Below are 15,876 nucleotides of genomic sequence, written 5' to 3'. Positions count from 1 at the left end.
GTATTAGACCACATATCCGCACCCGGTAAAAAGTAAAACTGGTCTAAGAAGTCAAGCCACTCACCGACTGCTCATCAGGCTTTCAGGTTTCCGGCAGAAACAACGGCCCGGCCGGTTGGCGGGGAATGCCGAATGTGTCCGGGTAAGTCACATCGACCAGGTACAGTCCGTTCGGTTTTGCTGTTGCAGCCGCCTGTGTACGGTCTTTCGCGGCTAACAGTTCTGCAATCCAGCTTACCGGCTGTTCGCCACACCCTACTTTAATGAGTGAACCGACAATATTGCGCACCATATGATGCAAAAATGCATTTGCACGTATTTCGACAATTACATAGCGCCCCTGACGAAACACAGATACACCGGTAACATTACGAAACGGCGTTTTTGACTGGCAGTGAGCAGCACGGAATGAGGTGAAATCCTGTTCGCCGATCACTGCCTGAGCAGCCTCGTGCATCAGTGATGCATCCAGTTCCTGATATTCGTGGGTGACGCCGTTCAGCAGAATCGCCGGGCGCAGCGGCGAATTATAAATCACATAGCGGTAGCGACGGTGGGTTGCAGAGAAGCGGGCGTGAAAGTCATCACTGACGGTTTTTACCCAGCTCACAGCGACAGAATCAGGAAGGTTGGTATTCACACCCATTGTCCAGGCACGGTCCGGACGTTCACCGTCGAAGTCGAAATGCACCACCTGACCGGTGGCATGCACGCCGGCATCAGTACGACCGGCGCATTGCACATCAATGGGTTGATTGGCTACCACAGACAGTGCTTTTTCCAGATATCCCTGCACACTGGGTAATTCACGCTGACGCTGCCAGCCATAGTGTGCTGCGCCATCATACTCGACGCCCAGGGCGATTCTTGCCATGAAAATTCTGCTCCCGCTAAAAAACCGGCTAAGTGTAGTCAGCCACTTAGCCAGATGCAAGCGTTAGCGCGCAGACACTAACTTAAACCGGCGAGGATTGTTTTGGCTTCTTCAATCTGATCTTCGCTACCCTTTTCAAGGACTTCGTTCAACAGTTCTCTGGCAGCGGTAAAGTCATCCATTTCGACATAAACACGGGCGAGGTCAAGATTTGCACTCTGACCGGCATCCTTGTCGATATCGATAACATCATCATCTTCGCCAATCCCGGAGAAGTCAGACAGGCTGACATCCAGGTCCAGCGGGGCATCATCATCAATGGCACTGTCGTCATCACTGTCATTGATGAGGGTTTCCACATCAAGAAAGTCATTTTCTTCGGTGTCATCGTCGATGCTTTGTTGCGGATCAGACAACAACGCTTCAAGGTCAAGATCCGGGTTGCCCAGCGACATGTCCGGCTTTTCCTGAGGTGCCGGTTCACTGTCTGCGGCTGTGTCCGGAGCTATCGGCGAAGTGCCGGCCTGTGCTTCTTCGTCATCGCCCAGTCCACCCAGCAGGTCATCAAAATCAGCTTGTTCAAGCTCATCCAGTAACTTGTGATCTTCACTGTGATCCTGTGACAGCCAGTCATCCAGACCCGGCAAGTCAGACAATTCATTGTATTCTTCTGACACAGGTTTTTGTGGCAGTTCACCGTCCTGCTCCTGCTCGAGGCTGAAGTCATCGATACTGTCGTCTGTGTCACCGGCAGGTTCCTCCGGAGCTGAACGCTCAGAAGACGCAGGCGTGTCCATACTGGCGAAAGAAGGAATATCGTCCATCATCTGCCGGTCGAACTCTGCCAGTGCCTCATCAAGTGCACTGCCGTCATTCGACTCTTCCGGCTCCGGCTCTGGCTCTGGCTCTGGCTCTGGCTCTGGCTCTGGCTCTGGCTCTGGCTCTGGCTCTGGCTCTGGCTCTGGCTCTGGCTCTGGCTCTGGCACAAGGCTATCGTCATCGTCGATGCCGGCAAGTAATTCTTCTACATCCGCAGGCGTGGACTCTGCTTCTGCTTCTGCTTCTGCTTCTGCTTCTGCTTCTGCTTCTGCTTCTGCTTCTGCTTCTGCTTCTGCTTCTGCTTCTGCTTCTGCTTCTGCAGACACATCGTCGTCAGTGCCTTCCAGTTCGGCAAGTAATTCGTCAGCTAATGCATCAACTTCTTCAGGCTGATATTTCTCTGCCTGTGCATCTTCCTGACCTGCTTCAGTGGACTCAAAAGCAGGCTCTTCTTCTAGGTCATCTTCTGAAGGCTGAGGTTCTGCCTCATCGTCGTTATCGATTTCAGCTTCTGCTTCCTGCTCATATTGCGCATTTTCAATTTCAGCAATAAGTGCGTCAGCATCTGACGATAAAGAATTCTCTTCTTCAGCAGGTTCCGGCTCTTCTGAGATTTCATCATCAGATAAAGTTACATCTTCAACAGAATCTTCGTTGTCTGGCAACTCATCGTCCTGTGAAGGTGCTTCTTCAGCGGCTAGTTCATCACCGGTAAATTCACCGGATGCAGAATGTTCTTCAGCATCCGGTAGATTTTCTTCCGGTGCAGACCCGTCTTCTCCGGTAACGGCTGCTTCTGCGAATTCTTCATCAACAGGCAGCTCTTCCGAATCTGCAGTCTCTTCTCCAAAAGGTTCATCCAACTCCGGCAGCGTATCAGAATCGTTTGTTTCAACGTCTGAAGTCAGTTCGCTTTCCGGCTCAGCCTCATCAGCGACGTCGTCTTCAACGGTTGTGTCTTCGTTCTCAACGGCTTCTTCTGGAAGGTTTTGCTCTTCCGCACTTTCATCTGTCAGGCTCTCTTCTGCCAAGTCATCTTCAGCTACGTCACCTTCTGCTGTGATATCTTCTGCAGGGTCCTCTGTTTCGCCCTCAGACTCCAGTTCTGCCAGCAGGTCATTGGTCAGGTCGTCATCAATATCTGCCTCAAATTCACTGTCTTCGGAGTCTTCCTGCAATAATGTCTCATCAGCAAGCGCATCTTGCTCACCGGATAATTCTTCGGCTTCCAGTTCGGCCAGTAATTCATCTGATAAGGTATCTACTTCATCATCTTCAGCTTCAAGCTCAGCCAGCAGTTCATCGGCAAGTGCGTCGTTTGCATCGTCAACGCCGGTGTCATCCTCGTCACTGTCCTGTTCGCCCTGGAGCTCTGCGATGAGGTCATCAGAAAGCGGGTCAGTAAACTCGCCGGCATTCTCCATATCCTCAACGTCAATTTCGTCCAGGTCTTCGCTGAATGCGTCAAGATCCTGAATAGCCTGAGGTGAAGGCGCTGATTCTGTAGTGATCTCGTCTTCTTCATCCTCATCGTCGCCCAGCATATCCGCCATCTGGTCGAGTTGGTCCATTTCCGTAATGATGTTGTCTGTGAGACGGTCCAGCTCCTGATTCTGATCATTGATTTCACGGTCAATTTTGCCCAGCATGTCGTCATCAACTTCGCCGTTATCACTGCCCATGACAGAATCAGGCTGATGTTCGTCGAGCAAATCGTCGATATCAATTTCCGGCTTGTCTTCTTCGTCCGCTGACGGCGCTTCAAATTCAGCCAGAATGTCGTCCGGGTCGATATCCCCGTCATTTTCCTCTTCTGTTGCAGGCTCTTCAGCTGTGCCTGAATTTGCATCCAGCAATGCATCGATATCAAAATCATCAACGTCTGCTGCGCTGTCAGCAGCATCTGTTTCTGCACTACTTTCTTCTGCCGCATTATTGTCAACAGAGTTTTGTGCCAGCAGCGCATCAATGTCATCGTCAGCAACCATTTCAGCAGCCGGCTCCGCAGGTGCTTCCTCTGTGGAAGCGTCTGCACTGTCATCGTCATCACCGGACAGATCAATGCCGTCCAGATCGTCCACATCAGGCACCAGTGAATCATCAGATAACGGCTCATCATCGAACAAACTGTCCAGTTCATCCTGACCTAACTCGGAATCACCGTCTTCGAAAGCAAAATCGTCATCCGGCACCAGCATGTCATCATCAAGGTCAGCGAAGCTTTCGAGATCATCGTCCAGTGATTCTTCCAGTTCGTTGGATAACACATCATCTAACAATTCATCATCGTTAAAGAGTTCGTCATCTGACAATTCCGGCGTGTCATCCAGCTCAGGCACAATCGCTGCCGGGGCGGCAGCAACAACCGGTGCGGTGTCGGCGGTAGAGACCTGCGCCACAGGCTGCATGGGATCATCTTCTTCTTTCTTACCCCGTTTGAGGAACCAGGCAACCAGTCCGCCCACCAGTAATAACGTGAGGATACCCGAGCCGATGATGAGGCTCATGGGTTGCATCAGTGTATTCATAAACGACGCGTCTTTTTCAGCCTGACGCTCCGCCTGTTCCTGCTGCATCATTTGCAATAACTGCTTTTGTAACGCAGTTTGCTCGTCCATCTGATTCTGCACGTCCCCTTCCACCTGGGTACGCAGAGACGCTAAATCATCGTTAACCTGTTCAACACGGGTATATAGTTTGCGGTTTTCATCCAGAATGGCCTGCACGTTTTCCAGCGAGGCAGCAAATTGCTGCCGTAATTCATCAAATTGCTGAGTTTGCTGACTGTCCAGACGGGTAATTTTGTCTTCAATTGCGGAGCGGGTAGAACTGAGATCCTGCTGGTTTACCAGCGGCACCGGCGGTTTAAGATTATTCAGGCTGCTGCCGGGCTTGCTTTCCATACGGGCAAAGCTGTCATCATCCTGCTCGGCACGTTGTTTCGCTCTCACAGGATCAATGCGGGCAACATAACGCTCAGACGGCAGTTTCAGAACAGCGCCGTCAACCAGTAAATTAAGGTTTTGCTGCTCAAAAGAATCAGGGTTCAGTTCATAAATAGCTACCATCACCTGGTAGACAGAAAGGTTCTTATTTTGACGGTAGCGGTCGGCTATACGCCAGAGGGTATCGTTGTCGTCTATAGGACCATAAACATTGCCGGAGAACTGACTGGTGGCACCTTTCGGCCCGCGGATGGCAGTTTCCCGTTCCTGAGCCTCACCGGAATCAGGGATTGCCGTCAGCAGCAATAAAAAAATAAGCAAGCCCGTAACATGCGATTTCATAGCGTTCCTATATGCCCTCAAGCGTCTACCATGACGGTGTCATGGTGGCCAGGCCATGTGGTGTAGCCAGTACACGGACAAGCCGGCACACCGCTGCCTGTTATTCTTATAATGCCGGAGCCTGATGCTCCGGGCGTGCCGGATTGCTTCCGGCGAGTCAGAAAACCGTCACTCACAGAATAAAACCTGTGGTTTCACGGGGTTATGCAAGCTTTAATCCATGATGACAAGCCCGCACAGGTTACTTACCAAAACTATAAACCAGTTAACGGTAACTATCTAGAAAAAGGCCGTTTTCTTCTGCCGATGACAGTCTGTAAAACAGCCTTTTCATTGTTTTATCGGCACAAAGGCGCAGAAGTTTACCTCTGCGCCGGGTGTTTACAGATAGTCTTTAATCAGGGTTTCAGCAATCTGAATGCTGTTCGTTGCCGCCCCTTTACGTACGTTATCAGACACCACCCACATATTCAGGCCGTTGGGATGAGAAATATCATCACGGATGCGGCCCACGTGCACCCAGTCATTGCCACTTGCACTGCTCACCTGAGTGGGGAACGCTTCTCTTTCTTCGTACACCTTCACGCCGGGCGCCTGTGCCAGCAACCCTTTCACTTGCAGGGCATCCACCGGCATGCGGGTTTCCAGATGGATGGCTTCACCGTGACCGTAAAAAACCGGCACGCGCACAGCAGTAGCATTCACCAGCACACTGTCGTCACCGAGGATTTTTTGCGTTTCCCACACCATTTTCATTTCTTCTTTGGTGTAATCGTTGTCCATGAAGGCGTCGATTTGCGGGATGGCATTAAAAGCAATCTGACGGCTGAATGCTTCCGGCGTAACCGGCCGTGTGTTCAGCAGGTTGGCGGTTTGCAGTGCCAGCTCTTCCATTGCACTTTTTCCGCCACCGGAAACAGACTGGTAAGTGCACACATTAATACGTTCAATGCCGGCGATTTCATGGATGGGCTTCAGGGCCACCATCATCTGAATGGTTGAGCAATTCGGATTGGCAATAATATTCCGGTTGCGGAAGTCTGCCAACGCATGGGGGTTCACTTCAGGCACAACCAGCGGTACATCCGGCTCGTACCGGAAATGTGAGGTATTATCGATAACGATACAACCGGCATCTGCCGCAACCGGAGCAATACGGGCAGAAATATCGCCGCCTGCAGAGAAGAAACCAAACTGTACCAGCGTCCAGTCAAAATCATCGGCATTCAGTACTTCAATTTCTTTGCCTTTGAAGTTAATGGTTGTACCGGCAGAACGTTCACTGGCCAGCGGATACAGGGTTCCTACCGGAAATTTACGCTCTTCGAGCAACTCAATCATGGTTTGTCCGACCAGGCCTGTTGCGCCCAGTACCGCCACATCAAAAACTTGTGACATTATTCTTTTCTCCTGTCGGTACGCTGAAAGTTTCAGCGCACAAAATTAAATTGAAAACCCAGGCCACTCAGTTGCTCTGTTATGCCTTCTGAAACCGGTGCTGCAAGTCGCAGAAAACCGGCACTGCATTCCCTTCTGGCAGGATAATGCTTACGTAAATTAAGAAACCCTTCTTTACCGGTATCACGGCGAAACAGCCCGTCGTCTTTGTTGACGTCGTATACAGACAAGATCAGGTCAGACAACGTATCCCAGTCCAGCGCTTCGGCTGTGGCATCCGGCACGTCAAAATGACGGGCTTCCGGCGCGGTTAGAAAATCTTCCATTGTGAGTTCAGGTGTTACCCCCATGGCTTCACACACATGTTCATATGCCATTTGCGTTCCCCGCAGCTTACCTTCAACGGAGTGACCGGCAATGTGAGGCGTGGCAAACCACAAATACGGCAACAATGCCTGATTGATCTCAGGTTCATTGCGAAACACATCGAGGACCACCAGCGGTGCCTCAGGTTGTTGTAAACGTGTCAGCAACGCCGGTTCATCAATGACTTCACCGCGACAGGCGTTAATCAGTAACTGCCCTGCCCGCAAACCGCTTATACGTTCTGCATTAAGCAAATCAACGGTGGGATGAGGTCCGTCTTTGACAAAAGGCACATGCAGGGTAATGACATCACAGGTCATGATGGTGTCCATACCGGTAAAATGCCGGTTGTCACCGGCGGCCTCAAGAGGCGGATCGCACAGTACATGGGCAATGTTAAGTGCATGCAGTCTTTCTGCCAGAGCACTGCCTACATGTCCGGCGCCGACTACGCCAACAGTAATACGGCTTAAATCCAGCTTGCCCTGACGGTGAGCGTTCATCAGTACACTCACCACATACTCGGCAACGGCTACTGCATTGCATCCACCGGCAGAGCGCCATGGCACCCCCGCCTGTTCAAGGGCGGTTTTATCCAGATGATTTGTGCCCGCCGTCGCCGTAGTTACCAGCTTTAACTGCCCGGCACCGGACAGCAGCGCTTCGTTCACTTTGGTGGTGGATCTGACCGCCAGATAGTCAGTACCAAAAAGCGCTTTTGCATCCAGCGATGGACCATGAAACGGTGAAGCATCGCCGAGCGCTGAAAAATAGGCCATTCCCTGAGGGATACTTTCTTCGAACAAAATGCGGGTCATATCAAACACTGTCAGACTTGCTAAGGCCGGTATAATACTGGAACGTAACGTAATTCACAAAACGAAACGCCCGCAGCGGTTAACCGGTGCGGGCGTTTATCATTTATAGTGATATAAACAGTCTTCTGACTGATTGCTTATCCGTTGTAACGCTGCATAACCAGCGTAGCGTTTGTACCGCCGAAACCAAAGCTGTTAGACATAATGGTATTCAGGGTTGCTTCACGGGTGGCTGTCACAATGTCCAGGCCCGCCGCTGCATCGTCCAGCGTATCAATGTTGATAGACGGCGCGATGAAGTTGTTCTTCATCATCAGCAAGCTGTAAATCGCTTCATTCACACCGGCAGCACCCAGAGCATGACCAGTCAGAGACTTGGTTGCACTGATTGGCACACCGGACTGACCGAAGACTTCCTGAATAGCAGCCAGTTCTTTCACATCACCCACCGGCGTAGATGTACCGTGAGTGTTCAGATAATCGATAGGTGCATTAACATTCTGCATCGCCATCTTCATACAACGTACCGCACCTTCACCGGAAGGCGCGACCATGTCGTAGCCGTCTGACGTGGCGCCGTAACCGACCACTTCACCGTAGATGGTTGCACCACGGGCCAGAGCATGTTCCAGCTCTTCTACAACAACCATACCGCCACCAGCGGAGCTGACGAAACCATCGCGGTTAGCATCATAAGTACGGGAAGCAACAGACGGGTTGTCATTGTATTTCGACGACAACGCTCCCATGGCATCAAACTGGCTGGACAGTGACCAGTGCAGTTCTTCACCGCCACCGGCGAATACCACATCCTGTTTACCCAGCTGGATCAGTTCCAGGGCATTACCAATACAGTGAGCACTGGTCGCACACGCTGAAGCGATAGAATAGTTCACACCTTTAATTTTAAACGGTGTTGCCAGACAGGCTGAAACTGTAGAGGCCATACAACGGGGAACCATGTAAGGACCCATACGTTTTACGCCCTTCTCACGAAGAATGTCTGCTGAAGCAACCTGATTTAATGATGACGCACCGCCGGAGCCGGCGATAATACCAGTGCGTTCATTTGAAATATCTTTTTCTTCCAAACCGGAATCAGCGATTGCCTGTTGCATTGCCACATAAGCATAAGCAGCGGCATCACCCATAAAGCGCATAACTTTACGGTCGATGTGCTCTGATAAATCAATGTCCACGTTACCCCATACCTGGCTGCGCAGACCCATTTCAGCGAATTGCTCTGAAAAAGTGATACCTGATTTGCCTGCTTTCAATGAAGCCAGCACTTCGTCCTGATTTACACCAATGCTGGACACGATGCCCAAGCCGGTAATAACTGCTCTTCTCATAACTAACCCTTTATTTTGATGGGGCATATGGTAACGATTTTCATCCGTAAACTGGTCTGCTCTTTTTACTTAACGTTTTTCCCATACCGTTTACACGTACCCTGCCCCGTCATTTGTGTCTTATCTGCCCCTGCTATGATTACCAAAAGCCGAAAACGTTCAGCTTTTCATCAACACAGAGAAAACAGGCTTCAACCCCGCGTGTTTGCTTTGCTCAATGTATCATGCAAGGTATGATCACCCAATGTTTGTCTTGCAGAATATCAAAACGTGAAATCCCGCACTGCGCAAGTTTATTTTAATGACAGCGGCACTCCGGTTGCTGACGACTTCGATGACGTCTATTTTTCCAACGACAGTGGCATTGATGAAACCCATCATGTGTTTATTGCCGGTAACGATATTCCGGCGCGCTGGCTGGCACATACCCGCCGCGACTTTGTTATTGCTGAAACCGGCTTTGGCACCGGCCTGAATTGCCTGGTGGCGATGCAGGCCTTCGCTGCGTTCAGAACGGAGCATCCTGAGCACCCGCTGAAACAACTTTTTATCCTCTCAACAGAAAAATTCCCCATGGCCAGAGACGATCTGGCCCGCGCACTGACCGCATTTCCGGTATTAGAGGGGGCAGCAAAGGCGCTGTTGAATAACTATCCCCTATCCATTCAGGGTTGCCACAGACTTCACTTCGATGAATTTCACACCACGCTGGATTTATGGATTGGCGATGTGCATGAATTGCTGCCCCAATGGCACGTACCGCCCCGCGGGTTGATTGATGCCTGGTTTCTGGACGGTTTTGCGCCCGGTAAAAACCCGGACATGTGGACGGAGGCTTTGTTTTCACAAATGGCCAGAGTGTCCAGACAAGGCGCGACCTTCGGCACGTTTACCGCAGCAGGGATTGTGAAACGGGGCCTGAGAGACGCCGGTTTTGTTGTTGAAAAACGTAAAGGTTTTGGCCGCAAGCGCGACATGCTGGGCGGATATTTTGATGGCCAGCACTCTGCTCCGGCTGCACCGCCTTACTCCCGTTTTAATAACGAAGCAGTCACGGCAAACCACCGCCTGGCAATTATCGGCGGCGGACTGGCAGCAGCAACTCTGGCCCGGAGCCTGAGCCGTACAGGGATATCTGCCACTGTCTTGTGTGCAGATGAAACCCTTGCTCAGGGCGCATCGGGTAATCCTCAGGGTGGTTTTTATCCGCAGCTTCACAGTGAGGCGAGTATTGCCAGTCAAATTCAGGCTCACGGTTTTTTATACGCCAGCCGGGTGTACCGGCAGTTACCGGAACCGTTCACACATGAATGGTGTGGCGTACTGCAACTTAATTTCAGCGAAACGGTAGGTGAGCGGCAGGCTAAATTGCTGGACAGCGAAGTCTGGCCAGAAGCGCTTGTATGCGCCATATCTCAGCAGGATGCCAGTGATTTTGCCGGTGTTCCGTTGCCCGCCGGCGGACTGCACATACCGTTGGGTGGCTGGGTTTGCCCGCCGGAACTGGTCAGTGCGTTAATTGGCGGCTGCGACGAAAATATCCGGGTTCAAACCGGCGCAACGGTCACTGCTGTTACTGAACAGGAAGATGGCGTCACCCTTTGTGTTAACGGAAAAGAACAGCACTTTGATTACGCGGTCATTGCCACCGGTGCTGACAGTATCCATATTCCGCAGATGACGGCATTGCCACTTCGTCCCGTGCGGGGCCAGGTAGAAGCTATTCCCGGCCAGCCTTTAGTCAGTGCATTGCGAACCGTACTTTGTCATAAAGGCTACATGACACCACAAATGGACAACCGCCATGCTCTGGGGTCTACCTATGGAAAAGATGATACCCGGTGTGATGTGCGTGAAAGCGACACACAGACAAATCTGGCGACACATAAAAAAGCAATGGGGGCAGACAGCTGGGTAGCGCAGCTTCAACACGACGGACAAGCCAGAGCAGCAATCCGTCTGACATTGCCGGATCACCAGCCCGCCAGCGGACAACTGTTGAGTAATGACGCGTTGTACGAACAATACCGCGCCCTGAGCACCGGAAAGCCACTCAGCAGCCAGACACAGCCGCCTGCCGGCAGACTGTTCACTTTAACCGGACTCGGCTCAAGAGGGTTAACTACGGCGCCGTTAATGGCGCAAATTTTGACAGGCCAGTTAACCCATACACCGCTGCCGGCACCGGAGTCTTTACTTCAGGCAACCGCACCGCAAAGGTTTGCTATCAGAAATTCAATCAGAGGAGTGGCGCCCTGAGCCGGGCAGAGTGCTATGGAGATGGTTGAGTCATAACACCATGCCGGCGCAGAGCGGCAATTTGAATGTGGCATTCAAACGCCAGTATGAATAATAATCCAGCCTGCCCCGATAGGAAAGTATTTATCGGTGGCCGGCGGGAAATCTCATACTAAAAGATGACTATTTTCCGGTTTGGCTGCCGCTGTTCAGCGCAGTAACCATAAAAGACGGAATAAGCAGACTGGTACTGGCGACAACCTGATGCTTATCAACGGACACAATACGTGCATTGACCCGCACGCCTCTGGGCTCTTCGATAAGGGTACCGGTGAGAATATGATCCATCTGCATTGAGCGGCTCTGTATTTCGCCGGTCCGTGTCATGGCCAGATCGCCAAAAGGCGTGACTGTCAACGCATCAGCCATTTTAAAATCGACAATACCCACACCAAAACTCTGCAATTCTGCGATGAGCAGTTCAGCCAGCTGATTTCCCATCACTGTGGTTTCCTGCAGCGTCCGGTTGAGTCTTACGAAGCTTGCCACACCGATTAAATCGTTGCTGCTAAGCTCTGTCGCAGAGTCCATCAGTTGCATCGCCAGTTGAGATGCATAGTCAGCCAGCGCTTTGTGTGTTCTGTCCGGCTGATAGCCGGTTACAAGAGGATCGTGCCACTCAACCGCTACCGGCCCTGTCTGTTTACTGGCCTTTAGGTTACGGTCACGGGAATCAGGCCGGTATTGCCATTGTGCTGTCTCCGGCACCGCTGCCATGTCCACCGGTGCCTTGCTCTCAGATGCAATGACCTCTGGTGCAGCATGTGTCACTACATCAGCCTGCGGATAGGAAGTCGCTTCTGACGTTGAAGATGAAGCCGCACTGTCACCCGACGGTTGCGCAGGCTGCGTGTGAGCATCACCCTCACCATCCATGTAAGCATGGTAGTGTTCATCAATGGTGGTACAGGCGGAGAGCCCGGCTACCAGCATAACAGCCAGTAAACGGCCTGATATTACTGTGATAGCCGGAACTGAAGGTTTGGCAAACGTCATCGTCTTAACCCCGTGTCAGCTTCACACCATCCCGGATGCCACTTTTACCGTTGCTGTCGCTGGGAATAAGCGCATCCACGACATAAAACGGTATAAGTAACTGGGCTGTCGCCACCACAGCGCGGCTTTCTATGCCGAGAATACGCGCGTTTACCAGTACCCCGCCCTGATGCTTCGCCATCGTGCCGGTGAGAACGTAATCAATGGGCAGGCTGCTGTTTAAGTCGAGATAGTCACGGCTCAGCAGAAAATCACCGCTGTCTGTTACTCTGATGTAATCTGTTGCTTTAAAATCCACTACCGGAATGCGATATTTATGCAGTTCGTGCATAAACGATTCAGCCATCTGATGACCCAGTAAATTGGTGTGCTGGAGATCAGAGTCCAGCATAGCGAAATTGGTTACCGCCACCGGCGTTTTATTGGTGACGTACTCCATGTTGGAAACCAGATCCTGAGTCATGTTCTTGACATAATCGCCAACATGACGGTTCAGAGGACGACCCTGATACGCCCCCTGCACACTGCTGTACAGAGGCGGCTGGCCAATAGCACCGAAACTGTCAGCTTCGTCTTCAGGCTCTGCGGCGACAACTTCAGCGCGATCTTCAGCACGCACATCAATGACATTCATCACCGGCTCAGCTGCACCCGGCTGCGCTTCTGCGGTCTCTTCATCGCTGAGCAGAGAGCAACCTGAAATACTGACCAGCATTGCTGCCATGGCAATCATATTGCGTTGAAAAGTCATTGGCATTACCCCTTATCCTCAGTTCTGTACAGCCGCCCATTCCGGGTCGTGATCTTTTCTTCTTCCCAGAACAAGCCTTCAGGAAAGAAACGTGTCGCAGCAGCCACGACATCTTTTGTTCTGGCGTTTATCACTCTGGCGTTAACCATAGCACCGGCCTGCTGGCGGACAATGGTGCCGGTGATATAAAAATCCACCCGTTCGATGCCGGGAAGTTGTTCGATATCCCGGGTGAGTACGCGGTCTGCATACTCTCCCATTATTATATCGTCCGTGAGCTTAAACTCTTGAGTGGTAAAGCCCCGTTTTGCGGCTTCAGTGATCAACCCCTCTTCAAGTTGATGGCCAAGCATCATCAGCGGGTCCTGCTGTTTGCTGTTCCAGCTCATGGTATCTGCCGGCACAAAACCGGTAACGGCATATTTCGCCTGACGTGAAGGACGCAGCTGCGCAAACAGCTCATTCGCCAGTACGTAAGTGTGGTACTCCATATTGCCTAATGCAGGTAACGCCATATTTTCTTCCTGCATCACCACCGAAGGACTCTCTCCGGCACAGCCTCCGAGCATCAAACTGCCTGCTGCCAGCCATGCTGCAGGGACTGTCTTTTTCAGATATTTAGTACTCATTACTCCGGCCCGTTAACCCGCCATATATTGTCTGCTGAGGTATTCGCAATTTTCGTACCATGTGGGAACGTCAAAGATGTGGCGGCGCAGAGGGGAATTCAGTAACCGGTAAGCGGGTTTTAAGGCGGCGGGAAAGAGGTGAAGCGGCAAGAGTCTGCCGCTTCAGGGAAAAGTTGTCAGCAGGGAGTCGCTATTTTGCACTGGCAAGAAGACGTTGCCAGAGCGCCATAACCAGCCGCTGATCCTCTTCTTCCAGTTCTTTATTATCAAAGGCGGCTTGTAAACTGCCCTGCATGGCTTCGTCCAGGGTGGCCAGGCTCGCATCAGGCTGCATTTCCTGTTGTCTGGCAATCACCGCAAAATGACCTTGCAGGTAGCTGGCAATAAACAGTTCATCGTCACTACCATGATCAACAACACCATCCAGCGCGTCTTCGATGTGTCCGGATTGCCCGATAAATTCAGTGGGGGCGGCGGCGGGAAATTCCATAAAGTCTCCTTATTTTGCAGGATACAGCACTTTGTCCCGGTATCCGGTGATCACCGGAAAATAGCCGGCAAGTGCGGTATCTAATTCAGCGTCACCGGTATCGAGCCGCAGAGGGCGGCCATCCAGAGACTGTAATTTGGTTTTTGTAGCGGTGATCAGCACATTTTCCTTCCCTGTATGGCGGATAAATGACGGTGAGAGTTGCTGGTTCCCACGGCCAAAAATATGCCCCTGACCACCAATCACTGTAATGACCAGTTTAACCGGCTGACCGTCAGTAAGTTCAAGCAGCTGTGCCGCTGTCACATCCGACGCCACCAGTTCTCCGTCTTTCACGACGTCGACGCCCAGCAGCGTATTATCCAGACCCATTGAATCCATAATTGCGGCCACGGTGGAACCCGATCCCATCACAAAAAACGTGTCCGGCTCATCTTCAATGGCTTCACGGATAAAGGCTGCGATATCTTCCAAAACCAGTTCATCACTTTCCTTGCCGCCGGCTTTGACGGCCTGAACGTAGGTGAGTGAATCCGGTACTCTCATTTCGCCGAAATGCTTTGCCAGTACTTTGCCCTGACGAAATGCCTCTTCGTCAATGTCACGGACTTCCGCCGGGGCTTCACTCACCAGCTCCCCGCGAACCATCATAGCCACCACTTCACCGGCGGCTACGGGGGTTACTGCATATACACCGGAGTGGATTTTACACCCGGCCGGTACGCCCAGCACAGGCGTTTGCAGCTCTGCAATCTGACACACATTTCGTGCAGTGCCGTCACCGCCGGCAAATAACAGTAAGTCGATCCCCTCAGCAAGTATGGCTTCCACCGCAGCTTCTGTATCTTCAGCTTCAGTCTGTGCCTGTGCGGGTGTGTATACCACCTTTGCTGTCAGACCGGCCTCACGGGCACTGTTTTCACCCATTTCAGCGGAGGCGGTTATCACAGTTATCTGACCGGCAAGCGAACTGAGTACATTCAGCGCGCGGGTCATTTTAATACCCGCAAGTTGTTCCGCTCCGGCCGCCAGCGCCTGTTCACGTACCGCAGCACCGTCGCTGCCTTTGAGTGCCACCGCACCGCCAATGCCGGCAAACGGATTAACCACCACGCCCAGACGAAATTTATCGCTCATGCTAATGCCTCTGCCCGTTCTGTAGTTACCGGCGCCGTTTTAAAATGCGCCTGCAGTACTGTCATCAACATACCGGCACGGGGTGGAAATCCAGTACGGGTATATTGCACCAGTTGCTCATGCACAGCAGCGGTGAACGCTTCACGGTCAGGCTCTGCCCCGTTCAGATTATCCGTACTGACCCGGAATTGGCGCCCGGCACTGAGCGTCAGAGCCCATTCCACTGCCTGCGGTTTAATTTCAACCTGTTCAAAAGCTTTCTGCTGACTGGCGTCACGGCCGTCAGGACAATACCAGTAACCATAATCTTCCAGCAGTCGCCGTTTATCACCGGCGATACACCAGTGCGCAATTTCATGCAACGCACTGGAGAAAAAACCGTGGGCAAAAACGATGCGGTGAAAAGGCACTTCATCCCCCGCGGGCAAATACACCGGCTCATCATCGCCGCGCACAAGACGGGTATTCCAGTTTTCAGCGAAGGTGGCGTCAAACAGGCGGATGAGTTCGTCCACTTGCGGATCGGTATCGTCCTGCAGGGTAAACTGCATTTTTGGTTGCATCGTATTTAAGGCTGAATTTTGTTGCTGCATCCAACTCACTGACAAGCCTGAAAAGAAGTTGCGCATAGTACCAAATGCCGGTCATTCCGCCAAATCTG

General features: G+C 51.8%; 13 protein-coding genes. 1 reads left to right on the top strand and 12 read right to left on the bottom strand.

Annotation, left to right across the window (positions count from 1 at the left end):
* Positions 1–82 precede the first annotated feature (82 nt).
* The 6 genes from truA to fabB form a co-directional block, all read right to left on the bottom strand.
* Positions 83–874, bottom strand: coding sequence for a tRNA pseudouridine(38-40) synthase TruA (truA, locus tag ACXAGR_RS23140; RefSeq protein WP_119501825.1), 792 nt, complete (start codon positions 872–874; stop codon positions 83–85).
* 77 nt (positions 875–951) lie between these two features.
* Positions 952–4,980 (bottom strand): FimV/HubP family polar landmark protein, encoded by a 4,029-nt coding sequence (locus ACXAGR_RS23135; protein ID WP_474852788.1) that lies wholly within the window; start codon positions 4,978–4,980, stop codon positions 952–954.
* A gap of 17 nt (positions 4,981–4,997) precedes the next feature.
* Complete coding sequence (locus ACXAGR_RS23130; RefSeq protein ID WP_161599157.1) at positions 4,998–5,156, bottom strand: hypothetical protein; 159 nt, start codon at positions 5,154–5,156, stop codon at positions 4,998–5,000.
* A gap of 205 nt (positions 5,157–5,361) precedes the next feature.
* Positions 5,362–6,378, bottom strand: a complete 1,017-nt coding sequence (locus tag ACXAGR_RS23125) for an aspartate-semialdehyde dehydrogenase (protein WP_474852786.1) — start codon at positions 6,376–6,378, stop codon at positions 5,362–5,364.
* Between the two features lie 32 nt (positions 6,379–6,410).
* Complete coding sequence (locus ACXAGR_RS23120) at positions 6,411–7,562, bottom strand: 4-phosphoerythronate dehydrogenase (protein ID WP_474852784.1); 1,152 nt, start codon at positions 7,560–7,562, stop codon at positions 6,411–6,413.
* A 137-nt stretch (positions 7,563–7,699) separates the two neighbouring features.
* On the bottom strand, positions 7,700–8,914 hold the full coding sequence (gene fabB, locus ACXAGR_RS23115) for a beta-ketoacyl-ACP synthase I (protein ID WP_474852782.1): 1,215 nt from the start codon (positions 8,912–8,914) through the stop codon (positions 7,700–7,702).
* A gap of 270 nt (positions 8,915–9,184) precedes the next feature.
* On the opposite strand from fabB, the gene mnmC reads away from it, so the two are divergent.
* A complete protein-coding gene (mnmC, locus tag ACXAGR_RS23110) occupies positions 9,185–11,173 on the top strand; it encodes a bifunctional tRNA (5-methylaminomethyl-2-thiouridine)(34)-methyltransferase MnmC2/FAD-dependent 5-carboxymethylaminomethyl-2-thiouridine(34) oxidoreductase MnmC1 (RefSeq protein WP_474852781.1) in 1,989 nt (662 codons plus the stop codon).
* A 162-nt stretch (positions 11,174–11,335) separates the two neighbouring features.
* Here mnmC and ACXAGR_RS23105 read toward each other — a convergent pair whose 3' ends face one another.
* The 6 genes from ACXAGR_RS23105 to ACXAGR_RS23080 all read right to left on the bottom strand — a co-directional run bounded on the left by ACXAGR_RS23105 (position 11,336) and on the right by ACXAGR_RS23080 (position 15,778).
* A complete protein-coding gene (locus ACXAGR_RS23105; protein ID WP_474852779.1) occupies positions 11,336–12,208 on the bottom strand; it encodes a FlgO family outer membrane protein in 873 nt (290 codons plus the stop codon).
* A gap of 4 nt (positions 12,209–12,212) precedes the next feature.
* Positions 12,213–12,965 (bottom strand): FlgO family outer membrane protein, encoded by a 753-nt coding sequence (locus tag ACXAGR_RS23100; protein WP_474852777.1) that lies wholly within the window; start codon positions 12,963–12,965, stop codon positions 12,213–12,215.
* Positions 12,965–13,588, bottom strand: a complete 624-nt coding sequence (locus tag ACXAGR_RS23095; protein WP_119501833.1) for a FlgO family outer membrane protein — start codon at positions 13,586–13,588, stop codon at positions 12,965–12,967. The genes ACXAGR_RS23100 and ACXAGR_RS23095 overlap by 1 nt, the downstream gene beginning before the upstream one ends.
* Before the next feature lie 190 nt (positions 13,589–13,778).
* A complete protein-coding gene (locus ACXAGR_RS23090) occupies positions 13,779–14,078 on the bottom strand; it encodes a YfcL family protein (RefSeq protein WP_119501834.1) in 300 nt (99 codons plus the stop codon).
* A gap of 9 nt (positions 14,079–14,087) precedes the next feature.
* Positions 14,088–15,215 carry an ATP-NAD kinase family protein gene (locus tag ACXAGR_RS23085; RefSeq protein ID WP_474852774.1) on the bottom strand — a complete coding sequence of 376 codons (1,128 nt, stop codon included), beginning with the start codon at positions 15,213–15,215 and terminating at the stop codon, positions 14,088–14,090.
* Positions 15,212–15,778 (bottom strand): elongation factor P hydroxylase, encoded by a 567-nt coding sequence (locus ACXAGR_RS23080; RefSeq protein WP_474852831.1) that lies wholly within the window; start codon positions 15,776–15,778, stop codon positions 15,212–15,214. Before ACXAGR_RS23080 ends, ACXAGR_RS23085 begins: the two co-directional genes overlap by 4 nt.
* Positions 15,779–15,876: the final 98 nt, after the last annotated feature.

The sequence above is a fragment of the Alteromonas sp. ABH4_457 genome (genome assembly GCF_056160625.1).
Note: the sequence above shows the minus strand (reverse complement) of the source record. Positions and strands in the feature narration are given on the sequence as shown.

Excerpts from the sequence above, each read along its gene's own strand:
- truA (WP_119501825.1), bottom strand. The coding sequence starts at position 874 with ATGGCAAGAATCGCCCTGGGCGTCGAGTATGATGGCGCAGCACACTAT.
- ACXAGR_RS23135 (WP_474852788.1), bottom strand. The coding sequence starts at position 4,980 with ATGAAATCGCATGTTACGGGCTTGCTTATTTTTTTATTGCTGCTGACG.
- ACXAGR_RS23125 (WP_474852786.1), bottom strand. The coding sequence starts at position 6,378 with ATGTCACAAGTTTTTGATGTGGCGGTACTGGGCGCAACAGGCCTGGTC.
- ACXAGR_RS23120 (WP_474852784.1), bottom strand. The coding sequence starts at position 7,562 with ATGACCCGCATTTTGTTCGAAGAAAGTATCCCTCAGGGAATGGCCTAT.
- fabB (WP_474852782.1), bottom strand. The coding sequence starts at position 8,914 with ATGAGAAGAGCAGTTATTACCGGCTTGGGCATCGTGTCCAGCATTGGT.
- ACXAGR_RS23105 (WP_474852779.1), bottom strand. The coding sequence starts at position 12,208 with ATGACGTTTGCCAAACCTTCAGTTCCGGCTATCACAGTAATATCAGGC.
- ACXAGR_RS23100 (WP_474852777.1), bottom strand. The coding sequence starts at position 12,965 with ATGCCAATGACTTTTCAACGCAATATGATTGCCATGGCAGCAATGCTG.
- ACXAGR_RS23095 (WP_119501833.1), bottom strand. The coding sequence starts at position 13,588 with ATGAGTACTAAATATCTGAAAAAGACAGTCCCTGCAGCATGGCTGGCA.
- ACXAGR_RS23090 (WP_119501834.1), bottom strand. The coding sequence starts at position 14,078 with ATGGAATTTCCCGCCGCCGCCCCCACTGAATTTATCGGGCAATCCGGA.
- ACXAGR_RS23085 (WP_474852774.1), bottom strand. The coding sequence starts at position 15,215 with ATGAGCGATAAATTTCGTCTGGGCGTGGTGGTTAATCCGTTTGCCGGC.
- ACXAGR_RS23080 (WP_474852831.1), bottom strand. The coding sequence starts at position 15,778 with ATGCAACCAAAAATGCAGTTTACCCTGCAGGACGATACCGATCCGCAA.